Here is an 18236-nt window from a genome sequence, read left to right as displayed (position 1 = left end):
ATGATCCCTCCCCAGGGGTACTGCGCTCCCCGGCCGGGTCCCATGCCGTCCGGGTTGCGATCAAACTAGCCCACGCGTGCTCGAAGCGATAGAGATGCTGCGCCGAAACGCGGGCAGTCCTGAGCCGACGCTGCGCGAGGCTCAGCCCGATGCGGTGCCCGCGGCCCTCAGCGCGAAGCCGCGATGCGCGTCGTGAGCTGGTGCGCGTGGGCGAGGAGCGTGCGCCCGAGCTCCGCCAGGCGTTCGGGCCCGAACCGGAACTGGACGCCGGTGAGGCTCAGGGCCCACTGCGGGTGGCCCTCGCGCGTGAAGACCGCCGCGCCGATGCCGTAGGAGCCCTCCACGATGAGGCCGGGGTTCACCGCATAGCCCCGCTCCTGCGTCTCGCGCAGGCGCGCGCGCAGTCGGGGCTCGCCGTGGGCCGCACCCCAGTCGCGCGGCAGCTCGGGGTGTCGTTCGAAGTAGGCGTCCACATCGTGGGGCGGCAGGAACGCCAGGATCGCCAGTCCCGCCGACGCGACGCCGAGCGGGAAGCGGACCCCCTCCGAGAGCACGAACGAGCGGATCGGGAAGCTGCCCTCCTCCCGCAGCAGGCAGACGGTCTCGTCGCCGCGCCGGACCGAGAGGAACGCGCTCTCCTCCGTCCGCACCGCGAGCGATCGCACGATGTCGCGCGCGACGGCGGTGATGTCGTACCGGGATGCCGCGACCGTGCCCATGAGGAACAGCTCGGGTCCAGGCATCCACCGCCCGGTCCGCTCGTCCTGGTCGACGAGACCCTCGTGCCGCAGCGCCGTGAGCAGGCGGTGCGTGGTGGGGCGCGTGAGATCGGCGCGGCGGGCGAGCTCGGCCACCGGCATCCCGTCGTCGCCGCCGGCCGTCACCAGGCGCAGGAGGTGCGCCGCACGTGCGATCGACTGCGCGCCGGGAACCGTGCGCTGGGCGGGTGTGTCCACAATATGGACGGTACGACGCCCGATGGCCACATGGCAAGCGCGGCGTGGTGCCGACGTCGGCCGCGGTGAAACATGGTCTGCGGAACTCCACGCTTCGGGTGGTCTCGGCACCGGAACCCGCGTCAGCCGGGCCGCGTGCGAGCAACCTTGTGGAGTTCTGCAGACGTCGTCCATGCGAAGGAGCGGAATGATCGACAAGACCTGGGAGTCGGCGGCGCAGGCCGTGGCCGACATCCCCGACGGAGCCTCGCTCGCGGTGGGAGGTTTCGGTCTCTCGGGCAATCCCATCGCCCTCATCGAGGCGCTGCTCGCGCAGGGCACCGGCGACCTCAGCATCGTCAGCAACAACTGCGGCGTGGACGACTGGGGGCTCGGCGTCCTGCTGAACGCCAAGCGCATCCGCAAGATGACCTCGTCGTACGTCGGTGAGAACAAGGAGTTCGAGCGGCAGTTCCTCTCCGGCGAACTCGAGCTCGAGCTGACGCCGCAGGGCACCCTCGCCGAGAAGCTCCGCGCTGGCGGCTCGGGCATCGCCGCCTTCTACACGCAGACCGGCGTCGGCACGCAGGTCGCCGAGGGAGGCCTGCCGCGCAAGTACGCCGCCGACGGCTCGATCGCCGTCGCGTCGCCGGTGAAGGACGTCCGCAGCTTCGATGTGTCGGGCACGGCTCGCGAGTACGTGCTCGAGGAGGCCATCGTCACCGACTTCGCCCTCGTGCACGCGCTCAAGGGCGACCGGCACGGCAACCTCGTCTTCAACAAGGCGGCGCGCAACTTCAACCCGCTCGCGGCCATGGCCGGGCGCGTGTGCATCGCCCAGGTGGAGGAGCTGGTGGAGCCGGGCGAGCTCGAGCCCGACAGCATCCACCTCCCCGGCATCTACGTGCACCGCATCGTGGAAGTCGGATCCGACATCGAGAAGCGCATCGAACGGCGCACGGTCAGCGTCGCGCAGGCCGCCGCCCGCGAGATGCCGGAAGGAGCCTGACATGCCCCTGACCCGCCACGAGATGGCTGCCCGTGCGGCGCGCGAGCTCGCCGACGGCGCGTACGTCAACCTCGGCATCGGCCTTCCGACGCTGGTGCCCAACTTCGTGCCCGACGGCGTGACCGTCGTGCTGCAGTCCGAGAACGGCATCCTCGGCGTCGGGCCCTATCCGACGGAGGAGAACGTCGATCCCGACCTCATCAACGCCGGCAAAGAGACCGTGACGACGCTGCCCGGCGCCGCGTTCTTCGACTCGGCGACGAGCTTCGGCATGATCCGCGGCGGCAAGATCGACGCCGCCATCCTCGGGGCCATGCAGGTGTCGGCGACCGGCGACCTCGCGAACTGGATGATCCCCGGCAAGATGGTGAAGGGGCCGGGCGGCGCGATGGACCTCGTGCACGGCGCCGCGAAGGTCGTCGTCCTGATGGAGCACGTCGCGAAGGACGGGTCGGCGAAGATCGTCGACGAGTGCTCGCTGCCCCTCACCGGACGGGGTGTGGTCGACCGCATCATCACGGATCTCGCGGTGATCGACGTGACGGATGCCGGACTCGTGCTGGTCGAGACGGCACCGGGGGTGACGGTGGACGAGGTCGTCGCGGCGACCGAGCCCCGCCTCACGATCTCGGACGAACTGAAGGTGGAAGCATGAATCACGACGATGTCGTCATCGTCGCCGCGGCACGCACGCCGCAGGGGCGACTGAAGGGGCAGCTCGCGCCGCTCACGGCGGTCCAGCTCGGCAGCGCGGCCATCAAGGGGGCCCTCGACCAGGGCGGCATCCCCGCCGACGCCGTCGACGCCGTCCTGGTCGGACAGGTGCTGCCGGCAGGCGCCGGCCAGAACCCCGCTCGCCAGGCCGCGGTGGGCGCCGGCATCCCGTGGGGTGTGCACTCCGGGTCGGTCAACAAGGTGTGCCTGTCGGGGCTCACCGCGATCATCGACGGCGCGCGCATGATCGCCGTGGGCGATGCCACCGTCGTGGTCGCCGCCGGCATGGAGTCGATGACCCGCGCGCCGCATCTGCTCATGGGCTCGCGCGACGGCTGGGCCTACGGCTCGATCGAGGTGCTCGACCACATGGCCGCCGACGGGCTCACCGACGCCTACGACCGCGAGAGCATGGGCGCGTCGACCGAGCGCCACAACGAGCGCTTCGAGATCACCCGGGAGGCTCAGGATGCCGTGGCCGCACGCTCGCACCAGCGGGCGGCCGCCGCGCAGGCCGAGGGCGTGTTCGAGGGCGAGATCGTGCCCGTCGAGATCCCGCAGCGCAAGGGCGACCCGGTGGTGGTGACGAAGGACGAGGGCGTGCGTCCCGAGACCACTGTCGAGACGCTTGCGGGCCTGCGACCCGCCTTCGCGCAGGGAGGCTCGATCACGGCCGGCAACTCGTCGCAGATCTCGGACGGCGCATCCGCCGTCGTGCTGACGACGCGCACGCACGCCGACGAGAACGACTGGCCGGTGCTCGCCGTGGTCGGCTCCTCGGGTCAGGTCGCCGGACCCGACAACTCCCTCCATGCCCAGCCCGCGCGCGCCATCGAGAAGGCCCTGGCGAAGCAGGGGATCACCGCGGCCGACCTCGACGTCGTCGAGATCAATGAGGCGTTCGGGGCGGTCGTGGCTCGATCGCAGGCCGAGCTCGGGCTCTCGGACGACGTCGTCAACCCCCACGGCGGAGGCATCGCGATCGGTCACCCGATCGGCGCGTCCGGCAACCGGCTCGTGGTGCACGCGGTGCACGAGCTCGTCCGCCGCGGCGGCGGCACCGCCGCGGTCGCGCTGTGCGGCGGCGGCGGCCAGGGTGACGCGCTGATCCTCACCCGCTGACGCGAAGGCGCCGCGGGGTCTGCGCAGACCCCGCGGCGTGTCGTGCAGAGCACGCGCCGTGCGGAGCTCGCGCCGACCGGCGCGGCGCGGCTGCCGTCAGTTCTGGACGCGGCGCTTGAGGAGCTTCTTCTCGTGCCCGTGGATGGGGGAGTCGTTCGCGATGACCCCGCCGCGCGAGGCGCGGCGCACGTCGACGATCGCGCCGATCGCGAGGGCCAGCGAGATGCCCCAGCTGATCCACGCGAGCGCCTGGCGCCAGGTGAACGGCTCGTGCTCGCGCAGTGCCCGCAACAGCGTCACCCCTCCGGTGAACGCGGTGAGGATGCCGGTGCCGAAGAGGTACTTGCGCATGCCGCCACGTTAGCGCGCGGGCCTGGCACCTTGCGCCCCTTGACACGAGCGGCAGCCGTGCGTCAAGGGCGCAACGGGCGTCACGGAGCCGCTGTTAGCCTGATCGTGCCGAGTCCACGAACCGTCAGGAGACCGCGTGACAGAGCCCGCCCCCACCGCTGAACTGGTCGTCGTCGCGAACCGGCTCCCCGTCGATCGGGTGACCTCCGACGACGGCGAACCAGGATGGCGGCGCTCGCCCGGTGGGCTCGTGACGGCGCTCGAGCCGGTGATGCGACGCGCCGACGGCGCCTGGGTCGGCTGGCCCGGCCAGCCCGACATCGAGGTCGAGCCTTTCGAGTTCGAGGGCACACATCTCGTGCCCGTCGCCCTCAGCTCCGACGAGGTCGAGAAGTACTACGAGGGCATGTCGAACGACACGTTCTGGCCGCTCTATCACGACGTGATCGCCGAGCCGCGGTACCGCCGGGTCTGGTGGGACTCGTATGTGCGGGTGAACCGCCGGTTCGCCGAGGCCACCGCGGCGGTCGCCGCACCGGGCGCCACCGTGTGGGTTCAGGACTACCAGCTGCAGCTGGTTCCGCAGATGCTGCGCGAGGCCCGGCCGGATCTCACCATTGGGTACTTCCACCACATTCCCTTCCCGGCATACGGCCTGTACTCGCAGCTGCCGTGGCGCCGCCAGGTGCTCGAGGGACTGCTCGGCGCCGACGTGATCGGCTTCCAGCGCGTCGCCGACGCCGGCAATTTCGCGCGCGCCGTGCGGCGGCAGTTCCGCTACGAGACCAAGGCGACGGGCATCACGGTCCCGAACCCCGACGGCACCTCCCGCCGGGCGCTCGCGAAGGCGTTCCCGATCTCGATCGACGCGAACTCCTACATCGAGCTGGCGCGCCGCGACGACGTCCAGGCGCGCGCCCGCGAGATCCGCGAGAGCCTCGGCAATCCCAAGAAGATCCTCCTCGGCGTCGACCGGCTGGACTACACCAAGGGCATCCGGCACCGCATGAAGGCCTTCGGCGAGCTGCTCGAAGACGGCCGCGTCTCGGTCGAGGACGTGACGCTCGTGCAGGTGGCGAGCCCCAGCCGCGAGCGCGTCGAGGCGTACATGCAGCTGCGCGACGAGATCGAGCTGACCGTCGGCCGCATCAACGGCGACTTCGACACCATGGACCACACCGCCATCCGGTATCTGCATCAGGCGTATCCGCGCGAGGAGATGGTGGCGCTGTTCCTCGCCGCCGACGTGATGCTCGTCACGGCGCTCCGCGACGGCATGAACCTCGTCGCGAAGGAGTACGTCGCCTCGCGCATCGACAACCGCGGTGTGCTCGTGCTGAGCGAGTTCGCCGGCGCAGCCGACGAACTGCCGAGCGCGATCCGCATCAACCCGCACGACATCGACGGCATGAAGGACTCCATCATGCGGGCGATCGAGATGCCCTCGGCCGAGCAGGGACGCCGCATGCGCGCACTCCGCAAGAAGGTCATCGACAGCGACGTCGCCCGGTGGTCCAAGTCGTTCCTCGACGCGCTGGACGAGGCACGGCGGACGCGGCGCGGCGGGGCGGGCGAGGCATGACCGTTTCCACCGACGACGACCTGCGCGCCGCCGTCGCGCGGGTCGCGGCATCCGATCGTCTTCTCGTCGCCCTCGACTTCGACGGCACGCTGTCTCCGCTCGAGGACGAGCCGATGGACGCACGGATGCTGCCTGCCGCGCGCGCCGCGGTCGACGCCCTCGTCGCGGCGCCCGAGACCGTCGTGGCGTTCGTCTCGGGCCGCAGTCTGGTCGACCTGCGGGTGATCGCCGAGCACGACGACGACTCGCGCGTGCTGCTCGCGGGGTCGCACGGCGCCGAGCACTGGAGCCCGGGGGAGGGGCTGACCAGTCACGGCGAGGATGCCGGCGACGTCGCGCTGCGCGATGCGCTGCGCGCGCACGCCGAGCAGGCCACGGCGCACCTCGAGGGCGTGTGGATCGAGCCCAAGACGTTCGGCTTCGGCGTCCATACGCGACGTGCGAGCCCCGAGGCCGCGGCGGAGGCGAACCGTCTGGTCGACGACATCGTCGAGGCCGAGGCGCCGCAGTGGCGTCGCCGCACCGGCTACAACATCGTCGAGTTCGCGTTCCGCCACGAAGGCAAGGATTCCGCGGTGGCCGAGCTGCGCGAGCGAGTCGGCGCGACCGCCGTGCTCTTCGCCGGCGACGATGTCACCGACGAGGACGCCCTGGCGAGCCTCGGCGACTCCGACGTGGGCGTGCGAGTGGGTGAAGGGGAGACCGCCGCGACCGTGCGCGTCGCCGACATCGCGGCGCTCGCGGACCTGCTCGACCGGCTGGCGGCGGAGCGGACGCGACGCGTCGGCTGAGCGTTCCTCGGCGGCCGACACCCGGGCCGAGGCGGTGCCCTCGCGGGAATACACTGAGTCAATGGCCCAGCTCGATTCGCCCGCCGACACGTCCATCGACATCAAGCCCCGCAGTCGCGTCGTCACCGACGGCATCGAAGCGACCACTTCCCGCGGCATGCTCCGCGCGGTGGGCATGGGCGACGAGGACTGGGACAAGCCCCAGATCGGCATCGCCTCGAGCTGGAACGAGATCACCCCCTGCAACCTCAGCCTCGATCGGCTCGCGCAGGGCGCCAAGGAAGGCGTGCACGCCGGCGGCGGCTACCCGCTGCAGTTCGGCACCATCTCCGTCTCCGACGGCATCTCGATGGGGCACGAGGGCATGCACTTCTCGCTCGTCTCGCGCGAGGTCATCGCCGACTCCGTCGAGACCGTCATCATGGCCGAGCGTCTCGACGGCTCGGTCCTGCTCGCCGGCTGCGACAAGTCGATCCCCGGCATGCTCATGGCCTCCGCCCGCCTCGACCTCTCCAGCGTCTTCCTCTACGCCGGCTCGATCGCCCCTGGATGGGTCAAGCTGTCGGACGGCACCGAGAAGGACGTCACGATCATCGACTCTTTCGAGGCCGTCGGCGCATGCCTCGCGGGCAAGATGAGCGAGGCAGACCTCAAGCGCATCGAGTGCGCCATCGCTCCCGGTGAGGGTGCCTGTGGCGGCATGTACACCGCCAACACGATGGCCTCGGTCGCCGAGGCCCTCGGCCTCAGCCTCCCCGGCTCGGCCGCGCCGCCGTCGGCCGACCGCCGCCGCGATTACTTCGCGCACCGTTCGGGCGAGGCGGTCGTCAACCTGCTCCGCCAGGGCATCACGACGCGCGACATCCTCACCAAGGAGGCGTTCGAGAACGCGATCGCGCTCGCGATGGCCCTCGGCGGCTCGACGAACGTCGTGCTCCACCTCCTCGCGATCGCCCGCGAGGCCGACGTCGACCTGAGCCTGCACGACTTCAACCGCATCGGCGACAAGGTGCCGCACGTAGCCGACATGAAGCCGTTCGGCAAGTACGTCATGAACGACGTCGACCGACACGGCGGCATCCCGGTCATCATGAAGGCGATGCTCGACGAGGGGCTCCTCCACGGCGACGCGCTCACCGTCACCGGCAAGACGCTCGCCGAGAACCTCGCCGACCTCGATCCCGACCCGATCGACGGCACGGTGATCCACACCTTCGACAACCCGATCCACGCCACCGGCGGCATCACCATCCTCCATGGCTCCATGGCGCCCGAGGGTGCCGTCGTCAAGACGGCCGGCTTCGACGCCGCGGTGTTCGAGGGCCCGGCCCGTGTGTTCGAGCGCGAGCGCTCGGCGATGGACGCGCTCGAGGCGGGCGAGATCACGGCCGGCGACGTCGTGGTCATCCGCTACGAGGGCCCCAAGGGCGGCCCCGGCATGCGCGAGATGCTCGCGATCACCGCGGCCATCAAGGGCGCGGGGCTCGGAAAAGATGTACTACTCTTGACGGACGGTCGATTCTCAGGCGGCACAACCGGCCTGTGCATCGGCCACATAGCACCCGAAGCGGTGGACGCTGGTCCCATCGCCTTCGTGCGCGATGGTGATCTGATACGGGTCGATATCGCGGCTCGCACTCTCGACCTACTCGTCGACGAGGCTGAGCTTGACTCCCGCCGCTCTGGCTGGGAGCCGCTTCCCCCGCGCTATACCCGTGGCGTCCTTGCCAAGTACTCCCGACTCGTGCGCTCCGCTGCAGAGGGCGCGACGACCGGTTGAGCCTGGCGTCCGACATCCGTCCGACCGATCTCTGAGGACCTCCTATGTCAGCCGACACCGCTGCCGCCATTCCGCGGCCGCCGGCCCGCACCGCTACGACGCCCGTGCTCACGGGTGCGGAAGCGGTCGTCCGCTCCCTCGACCTGCTGGGGGTGACCGACGTCTTCGGGCTCCCCGGCGGCGCGATCATGCCCGTCTACGACCCGCTCATGGACGACGAGTCCGTGCGCCACATCCTCGTCCGTCATGAGCAGGGCGCCGGTCATGCCGCAGAGGGCTACGCCGCGGCATCCGGTCGTGTCGGCGTCGCCATCGCGACCTCCGGCCCGGGTGCGACCAACCTCGTGACCGCGATCGCGGACGCCTACATGGACTCGGTGCCGATCGTCTGCATCACGGGCCAGGTCTTCTCGACCCTGATGGGGACGGATGCCTTCCAGGAGGCCGACATCGTGGGCATCACGATGCCGATCACGAAGCACTCGTTCCTGGTCAAGCGCGCGGAGGACATCCCCGGCGCCATCGCCGCGGCCTTCGAGATCGCCTCGACCGGCCGCCCCGGCCCCGTCCTCGTCGACATCACGAAGGACGCGCAGCAGGCCGAGGCCCCGTTCGTGTGGCCGCCGAAGATCGACCTCCCGGGCTACCGCCCGGTGACCAAGGCGCACGGCAAGCAGATCCAGGCGGCGGCCCAGCTCATCGCCGAGGCCCAGAAGCCGGTGCTGTACGTCGGCGGCGGCGTGGTGCGCTCGCGCGCGTCGGACGAGCTCCGCACCCTCGCGGAGTCCACCGGCGCACCGGTCGTGACGACCCTGATGGCCCGCGGCGCGTTCCCGGACTCGCACGCGCAGCACCTCGGGATGCCGGGCATGCACGGCACGGTGCCGGCGGTGCTGGCGCTGCAGGAGTCCGACCTCATCGTCGCCCTGGGCGCCCGCTTCGACGACCGCGTCACCGGCAAGGCGTCGCTGTTCGCGCCGAACGCCAAGGTGGTGCACGTCGACATCGACCCCGCCGAGATCTCGAAGATCCGCACGGCCGACGTGCCGATCGTGGGCGACCTCAAGGAGGTGCTCGTCGACCTCGACGCCGCCTTCCACACCGTCACCGCGGGCACGACGCCCGACATCGCCGAGTGGTGGTCGTTCCTCGACGGGCTGCGTGACGAGTTCCCGCTCGGCTACACCCAGCCGACCGACGGGCTGATGTCGCCGCAGTACGTCATCCAGCGCATCGGCGAGCTCACCGGCCCCGAGGGCATCTACGCCGCCGGTGTGGGCCAGCACCAGATGTGGGCGGCGCAGTTCATCAAGTACGAGCGTCCGAACGCCTGGCTGAACTCGGGCGGCGCCGGGACGATGGGCTACTCCGTGCCCGCCGCGATGGGCGCGAAGGTCGCCGAGCCCGACCGCCACGTGTGGGCGATCGACGGCGACGGGTGCTTCCAGATGACCAATCAGGAGCTCGCGACCTGCGCGATCAACGACATCCCGATCAAGGTCGCGATCATCAACAACTCGTCGCTCGGCATGGTGCGCCAGTGGCAGACGCTGTTCTACGACGGCCGTCACTCGCACACCGACCTCAACACCGGCCACGGCACCGTCCGCATCCCCGACTTCGTGAAGCTGGCCGAGGCCTACGGCTGCCTCGCCATCCGCGTCGAGAAGGAGGAGGACGTGGATGCCGCCATCAAGACGGCGCTCGAGACCAACGACCGCCCGGTCGTCATCGACTTCGTCGTGAGCGCCGACGCCATGGTCTGGCCGATGGTTCCGCAGGGCGTCAGCAACAGCTACGTCCAGTACGCCCGCGACCACTCGCCCGCCTTCGCAGAGCAGGAGGACTGACACATGCCCAGTCACGTGCTGAGCCTCCTGGTGGAGGACAAGCCGGGTCTGCTGACCCGCGTCGCCGGACTGTTCGCACGCCGCGGCTTCAACATCGAGTCGCTCGCGGTGGGCGTCACTGAGGTGCCGGGACTCTCGCGCATCACCGTCGTGGTCGACGTCGACGAGCTGCCGCTCGAGCAGGTCACGAAGCAGCTGAACAAGCTGATCAACGTGATCAAGATCGTGGAGCTCGACCCCGCCGCCTCCGTGCAGCGGGAGCACATGCTCATCAAGGTGCGCGCCGACAACCAGACGCGCTCGAACGTGCTCGAGGTCGTGAACCTCTTCCGCGCGCAGATCGTCGACTACGCCCCCGACGCGCTCGTGGTCGAGGTGACCGGCGACAAGGGCAAGGTCGAGGCCTTCCTGCGCGCGCTCGAGCCGTTCGGCATCAAGGAGCTGGCGCAGTCCGGCCTCGTCGCCATCGGCCGCGGCGGCAAGAGCATCACCGAGCGCGTCCTGCGCGGCTGACACCCCCTTTCGCATGCCGCTCACCGGTCGTTGAGCGAGCGAAGCGAGACGAAACGCAACGACCGGAATCAATCAAGGAGAAACACGAAGATGGCTGAGATCTTCTACGACGCCGACGCCGACCTGAGCATCATCCAGGGCAAGAAGGTGGCGATCGTGGGCTACGGCTCGCAGGGCCACGCGCACGCCCAGAACCTCCGCGACTCGGGCGTCGAGGTCGTCATCGCGCTCAAGGAGGGCTCGAAGTCCACCGAGAAGGCGCAGGACGAGGGCTTCGAGGTCAAGACGGTGGCCGACGCCGCCGCGTGGGCCGACCTGATCATGATCCTCGCTCCCGACCAGCACCAGCGGTCGATCTACAGCGAGAGCATCAAGGACCAGCTCACCCCGGGCAAGACGCTGGCCTTCGCGCACGGCTTCAACATCCGCTTCGGCTACATCGACGCGCCCGAGGGCGTGGACGTCATCCTCGTCGCGCCGAAGGCCCCCGGCCACACCGTGCGCCGCGAGTACGTCGCCGGCCGCGGCATCCCCGACATCATCGCCGTGGAGCGGGATGCCTCGGGCTCGGCGTGGGCGACCGCGCTCTCGTACGCGAAGGCCATCGGCGGCACGCGCGCCGGTGTCATCAAGACGACCTTCACCGAGGAGACCGAGACCGACCTGTTCGGCGAGCAGGCCGTCCTCTGCGGCGGTGTCTCGCAGCTCGTCCAGTACGGCTTCGAGACCCTGACCGAGGCGGGCTACCAGCCGCAGATCGCCTACTTCGAGGTGCTGCACGAGCTGAAGCTCATCGTCGACCTCATGTGGGAGGGCGGCATCGCCAAGCAGCGCTGGTCGGTCTCCGACACGGCGGAGTACGGCGACTACGTCTCGGGTCCCCGCGTCATCGACCCGCACGTCAAGGAGAACATGCAGGCCGTGCTCGCCGACATCCAGTCCGGCGCGTTCGCGGAGCGGTTCATCGGCGACCAGGACAACGGCGCGCAGGAGTTCCTCGAGCTGCGCGAGAAGGCCGCCGCGCACCCGATCGAGTCGGTCGGCAAGGACCTGCGCTCGCTTTTCGCCTGGAAGCAGCAGGACGCGGACTACGTCGAGGGCAGCGCGGCGCGCTAGCGCCGCGGTGCGCTCGACGACTCGGGTTGAGTAGCCGCGCGTCAGCGCGGCGTATCGAAACCAGGGCAGCGCGGCGCGCTAGCGCCGCGGTGCGCTCGACGACTCGGGTCGAGTAGCCGCGCGTCAGTGCGGCGTATCGAAACCAAGGCAGCGCGGCGCGCTAGCGCCGCGGTGCGCTCGACGACTCGGGTCGAGTAGCCGCGCGTCAGTGCGGCGTATCGAAACCAAGGCAGCGCGGCGCGCTAGCGCCGCGGTGCGCTCGACGACTCGGGTTGAGTGGCCGCGCGTCAGCGCGGCGTATCGAAACCAGGGCAGCGCGGCGCGCTGACCCACCGGCTTTGCGAGGCCCGGTTCCCCACGGGGGACCGGGCCTCCGGCGTTGCTGAGAGTTTCCTCATCAGCCGAGCCTTGTCGCTGACCTCGCGCGCGTGATGTGATCCTCGCCATGGGAGAACACATGCCTGACCACACGCCCGACTCCGACACCGCATCAGGGGCGGACACCCCGCTCCACCCGGGTCTCAGTCGTCGCAATTTCCTCGTCGGCGTCTCGGCCGCGAGCGTGCTGGCCGCCGCCGGCTGGGTGCAGTCGCCCCAGGCCCACGCGGCGCCGGGAGGGAAGTCCTTGACGATCACGATCATGGGCACGTCCGACATCCACGCCAACGCGCTCAACTGGGACTACTACAAGGACGCCGCCTACAGCGACAGCGCGGGCAACACCATCGGGCTGGCGCGGGTGTCGAGCCTGGTGAACCAGATCCGCGCCGACCGGGGTCGTGACCACACGCTCCTCTTCGACGCCGGCGACACCATCCAGGGCTCGCCGCTCGGGTTCTACTACGCCACCGTCGATCCCGTCGACGAGTCCGGCGCCGTCCACCCCATCGCCGCCCAGTTCAACGCCATCGGCTACGACGCCATCGCGCTCGGCAACCACGAGTTCAACTACGGCCTCGACTTCCTCGACTACTGGATCTCTCAGCTGGATGCCCCGGCCCTGGCGGCGAACGCGGTGCACGCCGGCACGACGGACCCGGCCTTTCAGCCGTACGTCGTGAAGAAGATGCATGTGCCGGGTCACAAGCCGGTCCGGGTCGGCGTGCTCGGGCTCACGAATCCCGGCGTCGTCATCTGGGACAAGGCCAACGTCAGCGGGCGCATCGACGTTCTCGACGTCGTCGAGACGGCGGCGCGCTGGGTGCCGGTGATGCGTGCGGAGGGCGTCGACGTCGTCGTCGTGAGCGTGCACGCGGGCGACAGCGGACTGTCGTCGTACGGCAGCGACATCCCCGTCGAGAACGCCTCCCGGATGCTCGCCGAGGAGGTCCCGGGGATCGACGCGATCCTGTTCGGCCACGCGCACGCCGACAAGCCGGAGGTGCGGGTGGTCAACAAGGCCACCGGCAAGGAGGTGGTGATGAGCGAGCCGAAGAACTGGGGCCAGCGCCTCAGCGTCTTCGACCTCGAGCTCACGATGGTGCGCGGCAAGTGGAGTGTGACCGCCGCGAAGTCCCTCACGGTGAACACCAACACGGTGGCCGACGACCCGGCGCTCGTGCAGGTCGTCCAGGCGCAGCACGACGCCGTCGTCGCCTACGTGAACACGGCGGTGGCGACGTCCACCGAGACCCTGTCGGCCGCCGAGTCATGCTGGAAGGACACGGCGATCCTCGACTATGTGAACCATGTCCAGATCGACACGGTGTCGAAGGCGATCGCCGGCACGGCCGAGGCATCCCTCCCGATCGTCTCGATCGCGGCGCCCTTCAACCGGGCGGCGACCTTCCCCGCCGGGGAGGTCACGATCAAGGACGTCGCCGGCCTCTACATCTACGACAACACGCTGCTGGGCTCGGTGCTGACGGGGGCGCAGATCAAGGACTACCTCGAGTACTCGGCCAAGTACTTCCTGCAGGTGGCGCCCGACGCCGCCGTCGCGCCGGCGACGTGGACGAACGCCCTCGGCACCCCCGACTACAACTTCGACCAGTTCTCGGGGGTCACGTACGACATCGACATCTCGCAGCCGCAGGGCTCGCGCATCGCGAACCTGGCGTATGAGGGCACACCGGTCGGCGCCGACCAGCGGTTCGTCGTCGCGGTCAACAACTACCGGCAGTCCGGTGGCGGCGGATTCCCGCACATCGCATCGGCACCGGTCGTCTACAACGCCCAGGTCGCGATCCGCGAGGCCATCGTCTCCTATGCGTCGGCGACCGGCGTGATCGATCCGGCCGACTTCCACGTGGAGAACTGGCGGCTGGTGCGCGCGGGGACACCCGTCTTCTGAACCGGGGACGGGGCCCGGCTCCCTCGGGCGGGAGGCGGGCCCCGGTCCCAAGACGAGCGGGCCGCTAGGCTCCCGTCATGGCCACACCCCGACCCGTCGAGATCGCCGTGCAGGACCCCGCCGGAGCGCGCGTCGCGATCGGTGCCGGCGCGGCCCGTCTGGAGCTCTGCCAGGCGCTCGAGGTCGGCGGGCTCACCCCCTCGCTGGGGATCCTCGAGGCGGTGCTCGGCGCGGTCGACCCGGCGGCGGTGAACGTGCTGGTGCGTCCGCGCGGCGGAGGGTTCGTGTACGACGCGGACGAGATCGCGATCGTGTCGGCCGACATCCGCGCGTGCGTCGGGCGCGGTGCGGGCGGCGTGGTGATCGGCTGCCTCGACGCCGCGGGCGGCCTCGACGTCGACACCCTCCGCAGATGGCGGGATGCCGCCGACCCGGCCACGCTCGTGTTCCATCGGGCCGTCGATGCCGCGGCCGATCCCGCCGCGGTCTTCGATGCGCTGGTCGCGGAGGGGGTCGACCGCGTCCTGACGTCGGGCGGTGCCGCGCGGTCCATCGACGGCCTCGACGCCCTCGCGGCTTTCGCGGCGCGCTCGGGAGACGTCGAGGTGATGGCCGGCGGCGGGGTGCAGCCGGCCGACGTTCCCGCGCTGTTCGCCGCCGGCGTCGACGCGGTGCATCTGTCGGCCCGCGGGCGGGCGGGGCTCGCGTCGCCCTCCGGTCCCGGCGGCGGGGCGGACGGGCATGACGTGACCGATCCGCAGATCGTCGGGGCGGCGGTCCGCGCGGCCACCGTGTGAATCACCGGCGTGACGCCGCTCGGGCGACCGCAAAGTCCCGCCGCCGTACACCGCCTGATCGACCCGGAGACCGTGGGGGTTCACCTGGGCGCGCGACCGTCGGGCCGTGCGCGACACGAACCGTGTGACCACATCCCTCGCGACGCTCGGCGTCCTCGTCCTGGTGGCGACGGTCGTCGGTGAGCCGGCGGACGCGATTGTGCCCGACCTGCCGGTGAGCGGCGCCGACGGCGGAGGCAGGGTGGTCGTCAGCGAGATCGCGCCGGCCGGCGTCCGCGGCGGCCGGGATGGCTTCTTCGAGCTCGAGAACCCCGCCGGCCGCCCGATCGACCTGACCGGCTTCGCGGTCTTCCGGTGTGACGGGGAGGGCGTGCGAACCCGTCTCACCGATCCCGAGGCCGACCTCCGGGGCGTCGTTCTCGGTGCGGGGGAGCGGCGCGTGTTCGCGACGACGAGGCTGGACGAACGCGGCTACGGGATCATCGTCATCGACCCGGGCGGGAAGACCGTCGACGCGGTGGCGGTGTACTCCGACGACCCCGCGCCCATGATGTCGGAGTGCGGCGGCCATGCCGAGCTCCCGGTGACCACTGCGGCGGCGCTGGGCGAGAGCTGGCAGCGCGTCGGCAGCTCGGCCTCCGACCCGACGTGGGTACGTGCGCGTGCCACGCCGGGATCGGGCAACGCCGTCCCCGCCCCGGCGCCCGGCGAGGTGCGGATCGAGGAGATCGCAGCGGCCGGCCCGGGCGGTCACGGCGACGACGTGCTGGAGCTCCGCAACACCGGCTCCACCCCTGTGGACCTCGGCGGGTGGCGGCTCTACCGCTGCACCGCGACCGGTGCGGCGCCGTCGGACGCGCTGCAGCACGTCTTCGCACCCGGGCTGTCGCTGGCACCCGGCGCGCGGCTCGTCGTCGGCGGACCGGGCTTCTCCGGGGTCGCCGACGTGCAGACCACGACGTCGCTGGCCGACACGGTGTCAGGCGCACTGCTCACCACCGCCGACGGACGCCGTGTCGACGGCGTCGGGGTGTCATCGCGCGAAGACACCGCGTGCCAGACCGGACGGGTCAAGCTCCCGGCATCACTGGACTACCGCGCGGGGGAGAGCTGGCAGCGGCAGGACGACGGCGGATTCACGACGGCCGGCCGCACCCCCGGGGCGCCCAACGCCGCCGGCGAAGGCCGGGTCGCGGCATCCGTCTCCTCGCTCTCCGCGGATGGAAGACGGCCGGGCGTGGCGATCAGCGAGATCGCGACCGATCCGGTCATCGAGGGAGCCGTCCGCCACAACTTCGTCGAGATCGCCAACTACGGCAGCCTCGACGTCGACATCTCGGGCTGGACGCTGGTCGCGTGCGGCGCCGACGGATTCCCGCGGTTCGACGATCTCGCCCGCATCCCGGCCGGCACGCAGCTCGCCGCCGGCACCACCTGGACGGCGGCGCTCACGGGCACACCGGCGGCAGCGGACGCCGATGCCCGGTACGAGACGGCGCTCGAGCTGGCCGGTGCGGGAGCGTGGCTGCAGGATGCGTCGGGCGAGCGGGTCGACAGCGTGGGCATCTACCACCGCAACGAGATGGACGGCAGTGTGGCGCAGGAGAGTCCGTGCACGAACGGCCTCCCGCTTCCCACGTTCGCCGTCGACCGGCTGCGGGGCGAGACCCTGCAGCGCACCGCGTTCACCGGCGATGATGCGAGCGACTTCGCCCCCGGCGCGGCCACGCCCGGGCGGATGACAGCGCCGCAGGCGCACGCGCCCGACGACCTGGTGACGCAGGCCCTCGCGCTGGCACGTCGCCAGCGCGCGGCCGAGCCCACGCCTATCGAGACCGCGGCGGTCGGTTCGCCGGCAGCCGCCGCGACGGCGCCGCGCGGTCAGGCGCTCGAGGTCGTGGCGGCATACGCGGGCGCGACCGCCGCGCCGCTCACGACGCTCGCGACGCCCGGGGAACGCGAGGCCGGCGTGACAGATCTCATCGCGCGGGACGACGGCTACGACCTCCCGTACCTGCGGCTGCGGGTGCGCCTGCCGGAGCAGGGGGCGACGGTCACGTGGCAGGGGCGCACCGTCGGACGCGCCGAGGTGCGGCTGTCGGTGTGGGCCCCCGCACCGGATCGGCCCGGCTCCGGCGTGTGGCGCGTTCTCGACGCGGCCGCGGGGGAGGGGACCGGGACGGATGCCGCCACCGACGCGGCGCTGCGGCTCGACGGAGCGGTGCGCGAGGCCGAGGTCGCCGATGGCGTCGCGGATCTGCTCGTGCAGGTCGTCCCGCGGGCGGAGTCGGCCGCCGCCGACGCGGACGGCATCGCCGATCCCGACGACTACGACGTCGCCGTCGGCCACCTCACCGACACGCAGTACTACTCCGAGGCCTACCCGGAGGTGTACGCGGCCGAAGTGGCGTGGCTGGCCGCCAACGCCGACGCGCGGAAGATCGGTTTCGTGACCCACACCGGCGACCTGGTGCAGAACTGGATCGATCCGGGTCAGCCCGACGACCGGGCGCGCCGCGAGTACGCCGTCGCGTCGCGCATGCAGCGGGTGCTCGACGACGCCGGGATCGCCAACAGCGTGCTGCCGGGGAACCACGACAACAAGCGCGGAGTCACCAACGACCTCTTCAACGAGTACTTCGGGCCGGACCGGTACCGCGACCAGCCCTGGTACGGCGGTTCGATCGCGGCCGGCGACAACAGCGCGAACTGGTCGCGGTTCGAGGCCGCCGGTGCGGCCTTCCTCATGCTCTCGCTGCCCTACGCCTACGGCGAGCGCGAGATCGCCTGGGCCGAGGACGTCGTCGCCGCCCACCCCGACGCCAATGTCATCCTCTCCACGCACGAGCATCTGACCCCCGCGGGCGCCGGCCACGACGCCGAGCGCTCGTCGACGTCGCGCTGGGTCTCACGCGGGGACGAGCTGTGGGAGCGGGTCGTCGCCCCGCACCGCAACGTCGTGCTCGTGCTGTCTGGTCACTTCCACGGCCTCGGTGCGATCGTCACCGAGGACGCCGGCGGGATCCCCGGCCACACGGTCGTGGAGGCGCTCGCCGACTACCAGGAGTTCCGCACCCCGACCGGCGAGCGTGCGACGGGGTTCCAGCGGCTGCTGCAGCTCGACCTCGCGGCCGGCGTGCTCGCCGTGGACACCTTCTCGGTGCCCCTGCAGGCCACCGCGAGCCACCCGTACGACTACTCCCAGTTCCTGCCCGATGACGGCGACGAGGCGACGCCGTCGAACGAACGGCCGTGGCGCATCCTCGCGCAGGGGCTGCAGCACCGCTACACAGCGGCCGACGACGCCTTCGCGGTGTCGCTGTCGCTGCAGCACGCGAAAGCGGTGGCGACGGACGCGCTGACCGTCCTGCCGGACTGAGGTA

The 18236-nt window shown here is 71.0% G+C and carries 14 protein-coding genes; 12 read left to right on the top strand and 2 right to left on the bottom strand.

Annotation, left to right across the window (positions count from 1 at the left end):
* Positions 1-167: 167 nt before the first annotated feature.
* Positions 168-956: an IclR family transcriptional regulator gene (locus tag R8Z57_RS09165; protein WP_318353444.1), complete on the bottom strand. Its 789-nt coding sequence runs from the start codon at positions 954-956 to the stop codon at positions 168-170.
* 187 nt (positions 957-1143) lie between these two features.
* On the opposite strand from R8Z57_RS09165, the gene R8Z57_RS09160 reads away from it, so the two are divergent.
* Genes R8Z57_RS09160 through R8Z57_RS09150 form a run of 3 tightly spaced genes read left to right on the top strand, consistent with a single transcriptional unit; the run spans position 1144 to position 3780 of the window.
* Positions 1144-1944 carry a CoA transferase subunit A gene (locus R8Z57_RS09160; protein WP_318353443.1) on the top strand — a complete coding sequence of 267 codons (801 nt, stop codon included), beginning with the start codon at positions 1144-1146 and terminating at the stop codon, positions 1942-1944.
* A gap of 1 nt (position 1945) precedes the next feature.
* Positions 1946-2599 (top strand): CoA transferase subunit B, encoded by a 654-nt coding sequence (locus R8Z57_RS09155; protein WP_318353442.1) that lies wholly within the window; start codon positions 1946-1948, stop codon positions 2597-2599.
* On the top strand, positions 2596-3780 hold the full coding sequence (locus tag R8Z57_RS09150; protein ID WP_318353441.1) for an acetyl-CoA C-acetyltransferase: 1185 nt from the start codon (positions 2596-2598) through the stop codon (positions 3778-3780). The genes R8Z57_RS09155 and R8Z57_RS09150 overlap by 4 nt, the downstream gene beginning before the upstream one ends.
* Before the next feature lie 96 nt (positions 3781-3876).
* On the opposite strand, the gene R8Z57_RS09145 is transcribed toward R8Z57_RS09150, so the two are convergent.
* The gene (locus R8Z57_RS09145; RefSeq protein WP_318353440.1) at positions 3877-4131 is read right to left on the bottom strand and encodes a hypothetical protein; all 255 of its coding nucleotides are present in this window, start codon (positions 4129-4131) and stop codon (positions 3877-3879) included.
* Between the two features lie 136 nt (positions 4132-4267).
* On the opposite strand from R8Z57_RS09145, the gene R8Z57_RS09140 reads away from it, so the two are divergent.
* The 9 genes from R8Z57_RS09140 to R8Z57_RS09100 all read left to right on the top strand — a co-directional run bounded on the left by R8Z57_RS09140 (position 4268) and on the right by R8Z57_RS09100 (position 18232).
* Positions 4268-5713, top strand: a complete 1446-nt coding sequence (locus tag R8Z57_RS09140; RefSeq protein ID WP_318353439.1) for an alpha,alpha-trehalose-phosphate synthase (UDP-forming) — start codon at positions 4268-4270, stop codon at positions 5711-5713.
* Positions 5710-6504, top strand: coding sequence for a trehalose-phosphatase (gene otsB, locus R8Z57_RS09135; RefSeq protein ID WP_318353438.1), 795 nt, complete (start codon positions 5710-5712; stop codon positions 6502-6504). The genes R8Z57_RS09140 and otsB overlap by 4 nt, the downstream gene beginning before the upstream one ends.
* Before the next feature lie 61 nt (positions 6505-6565).
* The gene (gene ilvD / locus R8Z57_RS09130) at positions 6566-8284 is read left to right on the top strand and encodes a dihydroxy-acid dehydratase (protein ID WP_318353437.1); all 1719 of its coding nucleotides are present in this window, start codon (positions 6566-6568) and stop codon (positions 8282-8284) included.
* Positions 8285-8328: 44 nt separating this feature from the next.
* Positions 8329-10134 (top strand): acetolactate synthase large subunit, encoded by a 1806-nt coding sequence (locus R8Z57_RS09125; protein ID WP_318353436.1) that lies wholly within the window; start codon positions 8329-8331, stop codon positions 10132-10134.
* A gap of 3 nt (positions 10135-10137) precedes the next feature.
* On the top strand, positions 10138-10647 hold the full coding sequence (gene ilvN, locus R8Z57_RS09120) for an acetolactate synthase small subunit (RefSeq protein WP_318353435.1): 510 nt from the start codon (positions 10138-10140) through the stop codon (positions 10645-10647).
* Between the two features lie 90 nt (positions 10648-10737).
* Positions 10738-11763 carry a ketol-acid reductoisomerase gene (gene ilvC, locus R8Z57_RS09115; RefSeq protein ID WP_318353434.1) on the top strand — a complete coding sequence of 342 codons (1026 nt, stop codon included), beginning with the start codon at positions 10738-10740 and terminating at the stop codon, positions 11761-11763.
* Between the two features lie 457 nt (positions 11764-12220).
* Positions 12221-14056 (top strand): 5'-nucleotidase C-terminal domain-containing protein, encoded by a 1836-nt coding sequence (locus R8Z57_RS09110; protein WP_318353433.1) that lies wholly within the window; start codon positions 12221-12223, stop codon positions 14054-14056.
* A gap of 77 nt (positions 14057-14133) precedes the next feature.
* Positions 14134-14853: a copper homeostasis protein CutC gene (locus tag R8Z57_RS09105; RefSeq protein WP_318353432.1), complete on the top strand. Its 720-nt coding sequence runs from the start codon at positions 14134-14136 to the stop codon at positions 14851-14853.
* Between the two features lie 124 nt (positions 14854-14977).
* Positions 14978-18232: a lamin tail domain-containing protein gene (locus tag R8Z57_RS09100; RefSeq protein WP_318353431.1), complete on the top strand. Its 3255-nt coding sequence runs from the start codon at positions 14978-14980 to the stop codon at positions 18230-18232.
* Positions 18233-18236: the final 4 nt, after the last annotated feature.

Origin of the sequence: Microbacterium sp. M3, from assembly GCF_033548675.1 — a bacterium.
In the GTDB taxonomy this organism is placed as follows: domain Bacteria; phylum Actinomycetota; class Actinomycetes; order Actinomycetales; family Microbacteriaceae; genus Microbacterium; species Microbacterium arthrosphaerae.
This window is presented reverse-complemented; position numbering and strand designations above follow the sequence as displayed.

Bases quoted from the DNA above. Each gene is read 5' to 3' on its own strand.
- R8Z57_RS09145 (WP_318353440.1), bottom strand. From the start codon at position 4,131: ATGCGCAAGTACCTCTTCGGCACCGGCATCCTCACCGCGTTCACCGGA.
- R8Z57_RS09105 (WP_318353432.1), top strand. From the start codon at position 14,134: ATGGCCACACCCCGACCCGTCGAGATCGCCGTGCAGGACCCCGCCGGA.
- R8Z57_RS09150 (WP_318353441.1), top strand. From the start codon at position 2,596: ATGAATCACGACGATGTCGTCATCGTCGCCGCGGCACGCACGCCGCAG.
- R8Z57_RS09125 (WP_318353436.1), top strand. From the start codon at position 8,329: ATGTCAGCCGACACCGCTGCCGCCATTCCGCGGCCGCCGGCCCGCACC.
- R8Z57_RS09160 (WP_318353443.1), top strand. From the start codon at position 1,144: ATGATCGACAAGACCTGGGAGTCGGCGGCGCAGGCCGTGGCCGACATC.
- R8Z57_RS09110 (WP_318353433.1), top strand. From the start codon at position 12,221: ATGCCTGACCACACGCCCGACTCCGACACCGCATCAGGGGCGGACACC.
- R8Z57_RS09155 (WP_318353442.1), top strand. From the start codon at position 1,946: ATGCCCCTGACCCGCCACGAGATGGCTGCCCGTGCGGCGCGCGAGCTC.
- ilvC (WP_318353434.1), top strand. From the start codon at position 10,738: ATGGCTGAGATCTTCTACGACGCCGACGCCGACCTGAGCATCATCCAG.
- otsB (WP_318353438.1), top strand. From the start codon at position 5,710: ATGACCGTTTCCACCGACGACGACCTGCGCGCCGCCGTCGCGCGGGTC.
- ilvN (WP_318353435.1), top strand. From the start codon at position 10,138: ATGCCCAGTCACGTGCTGAGCCTCCTGGTGGAGGACAAGCCGGGTCTG.
- ilvD (WP_318353437.1), top strand. From the start codon at position 6,566: ATGGCCCAGCTCGATTCGCCCGCCGACACGTCCATCGACATCAAGCCC.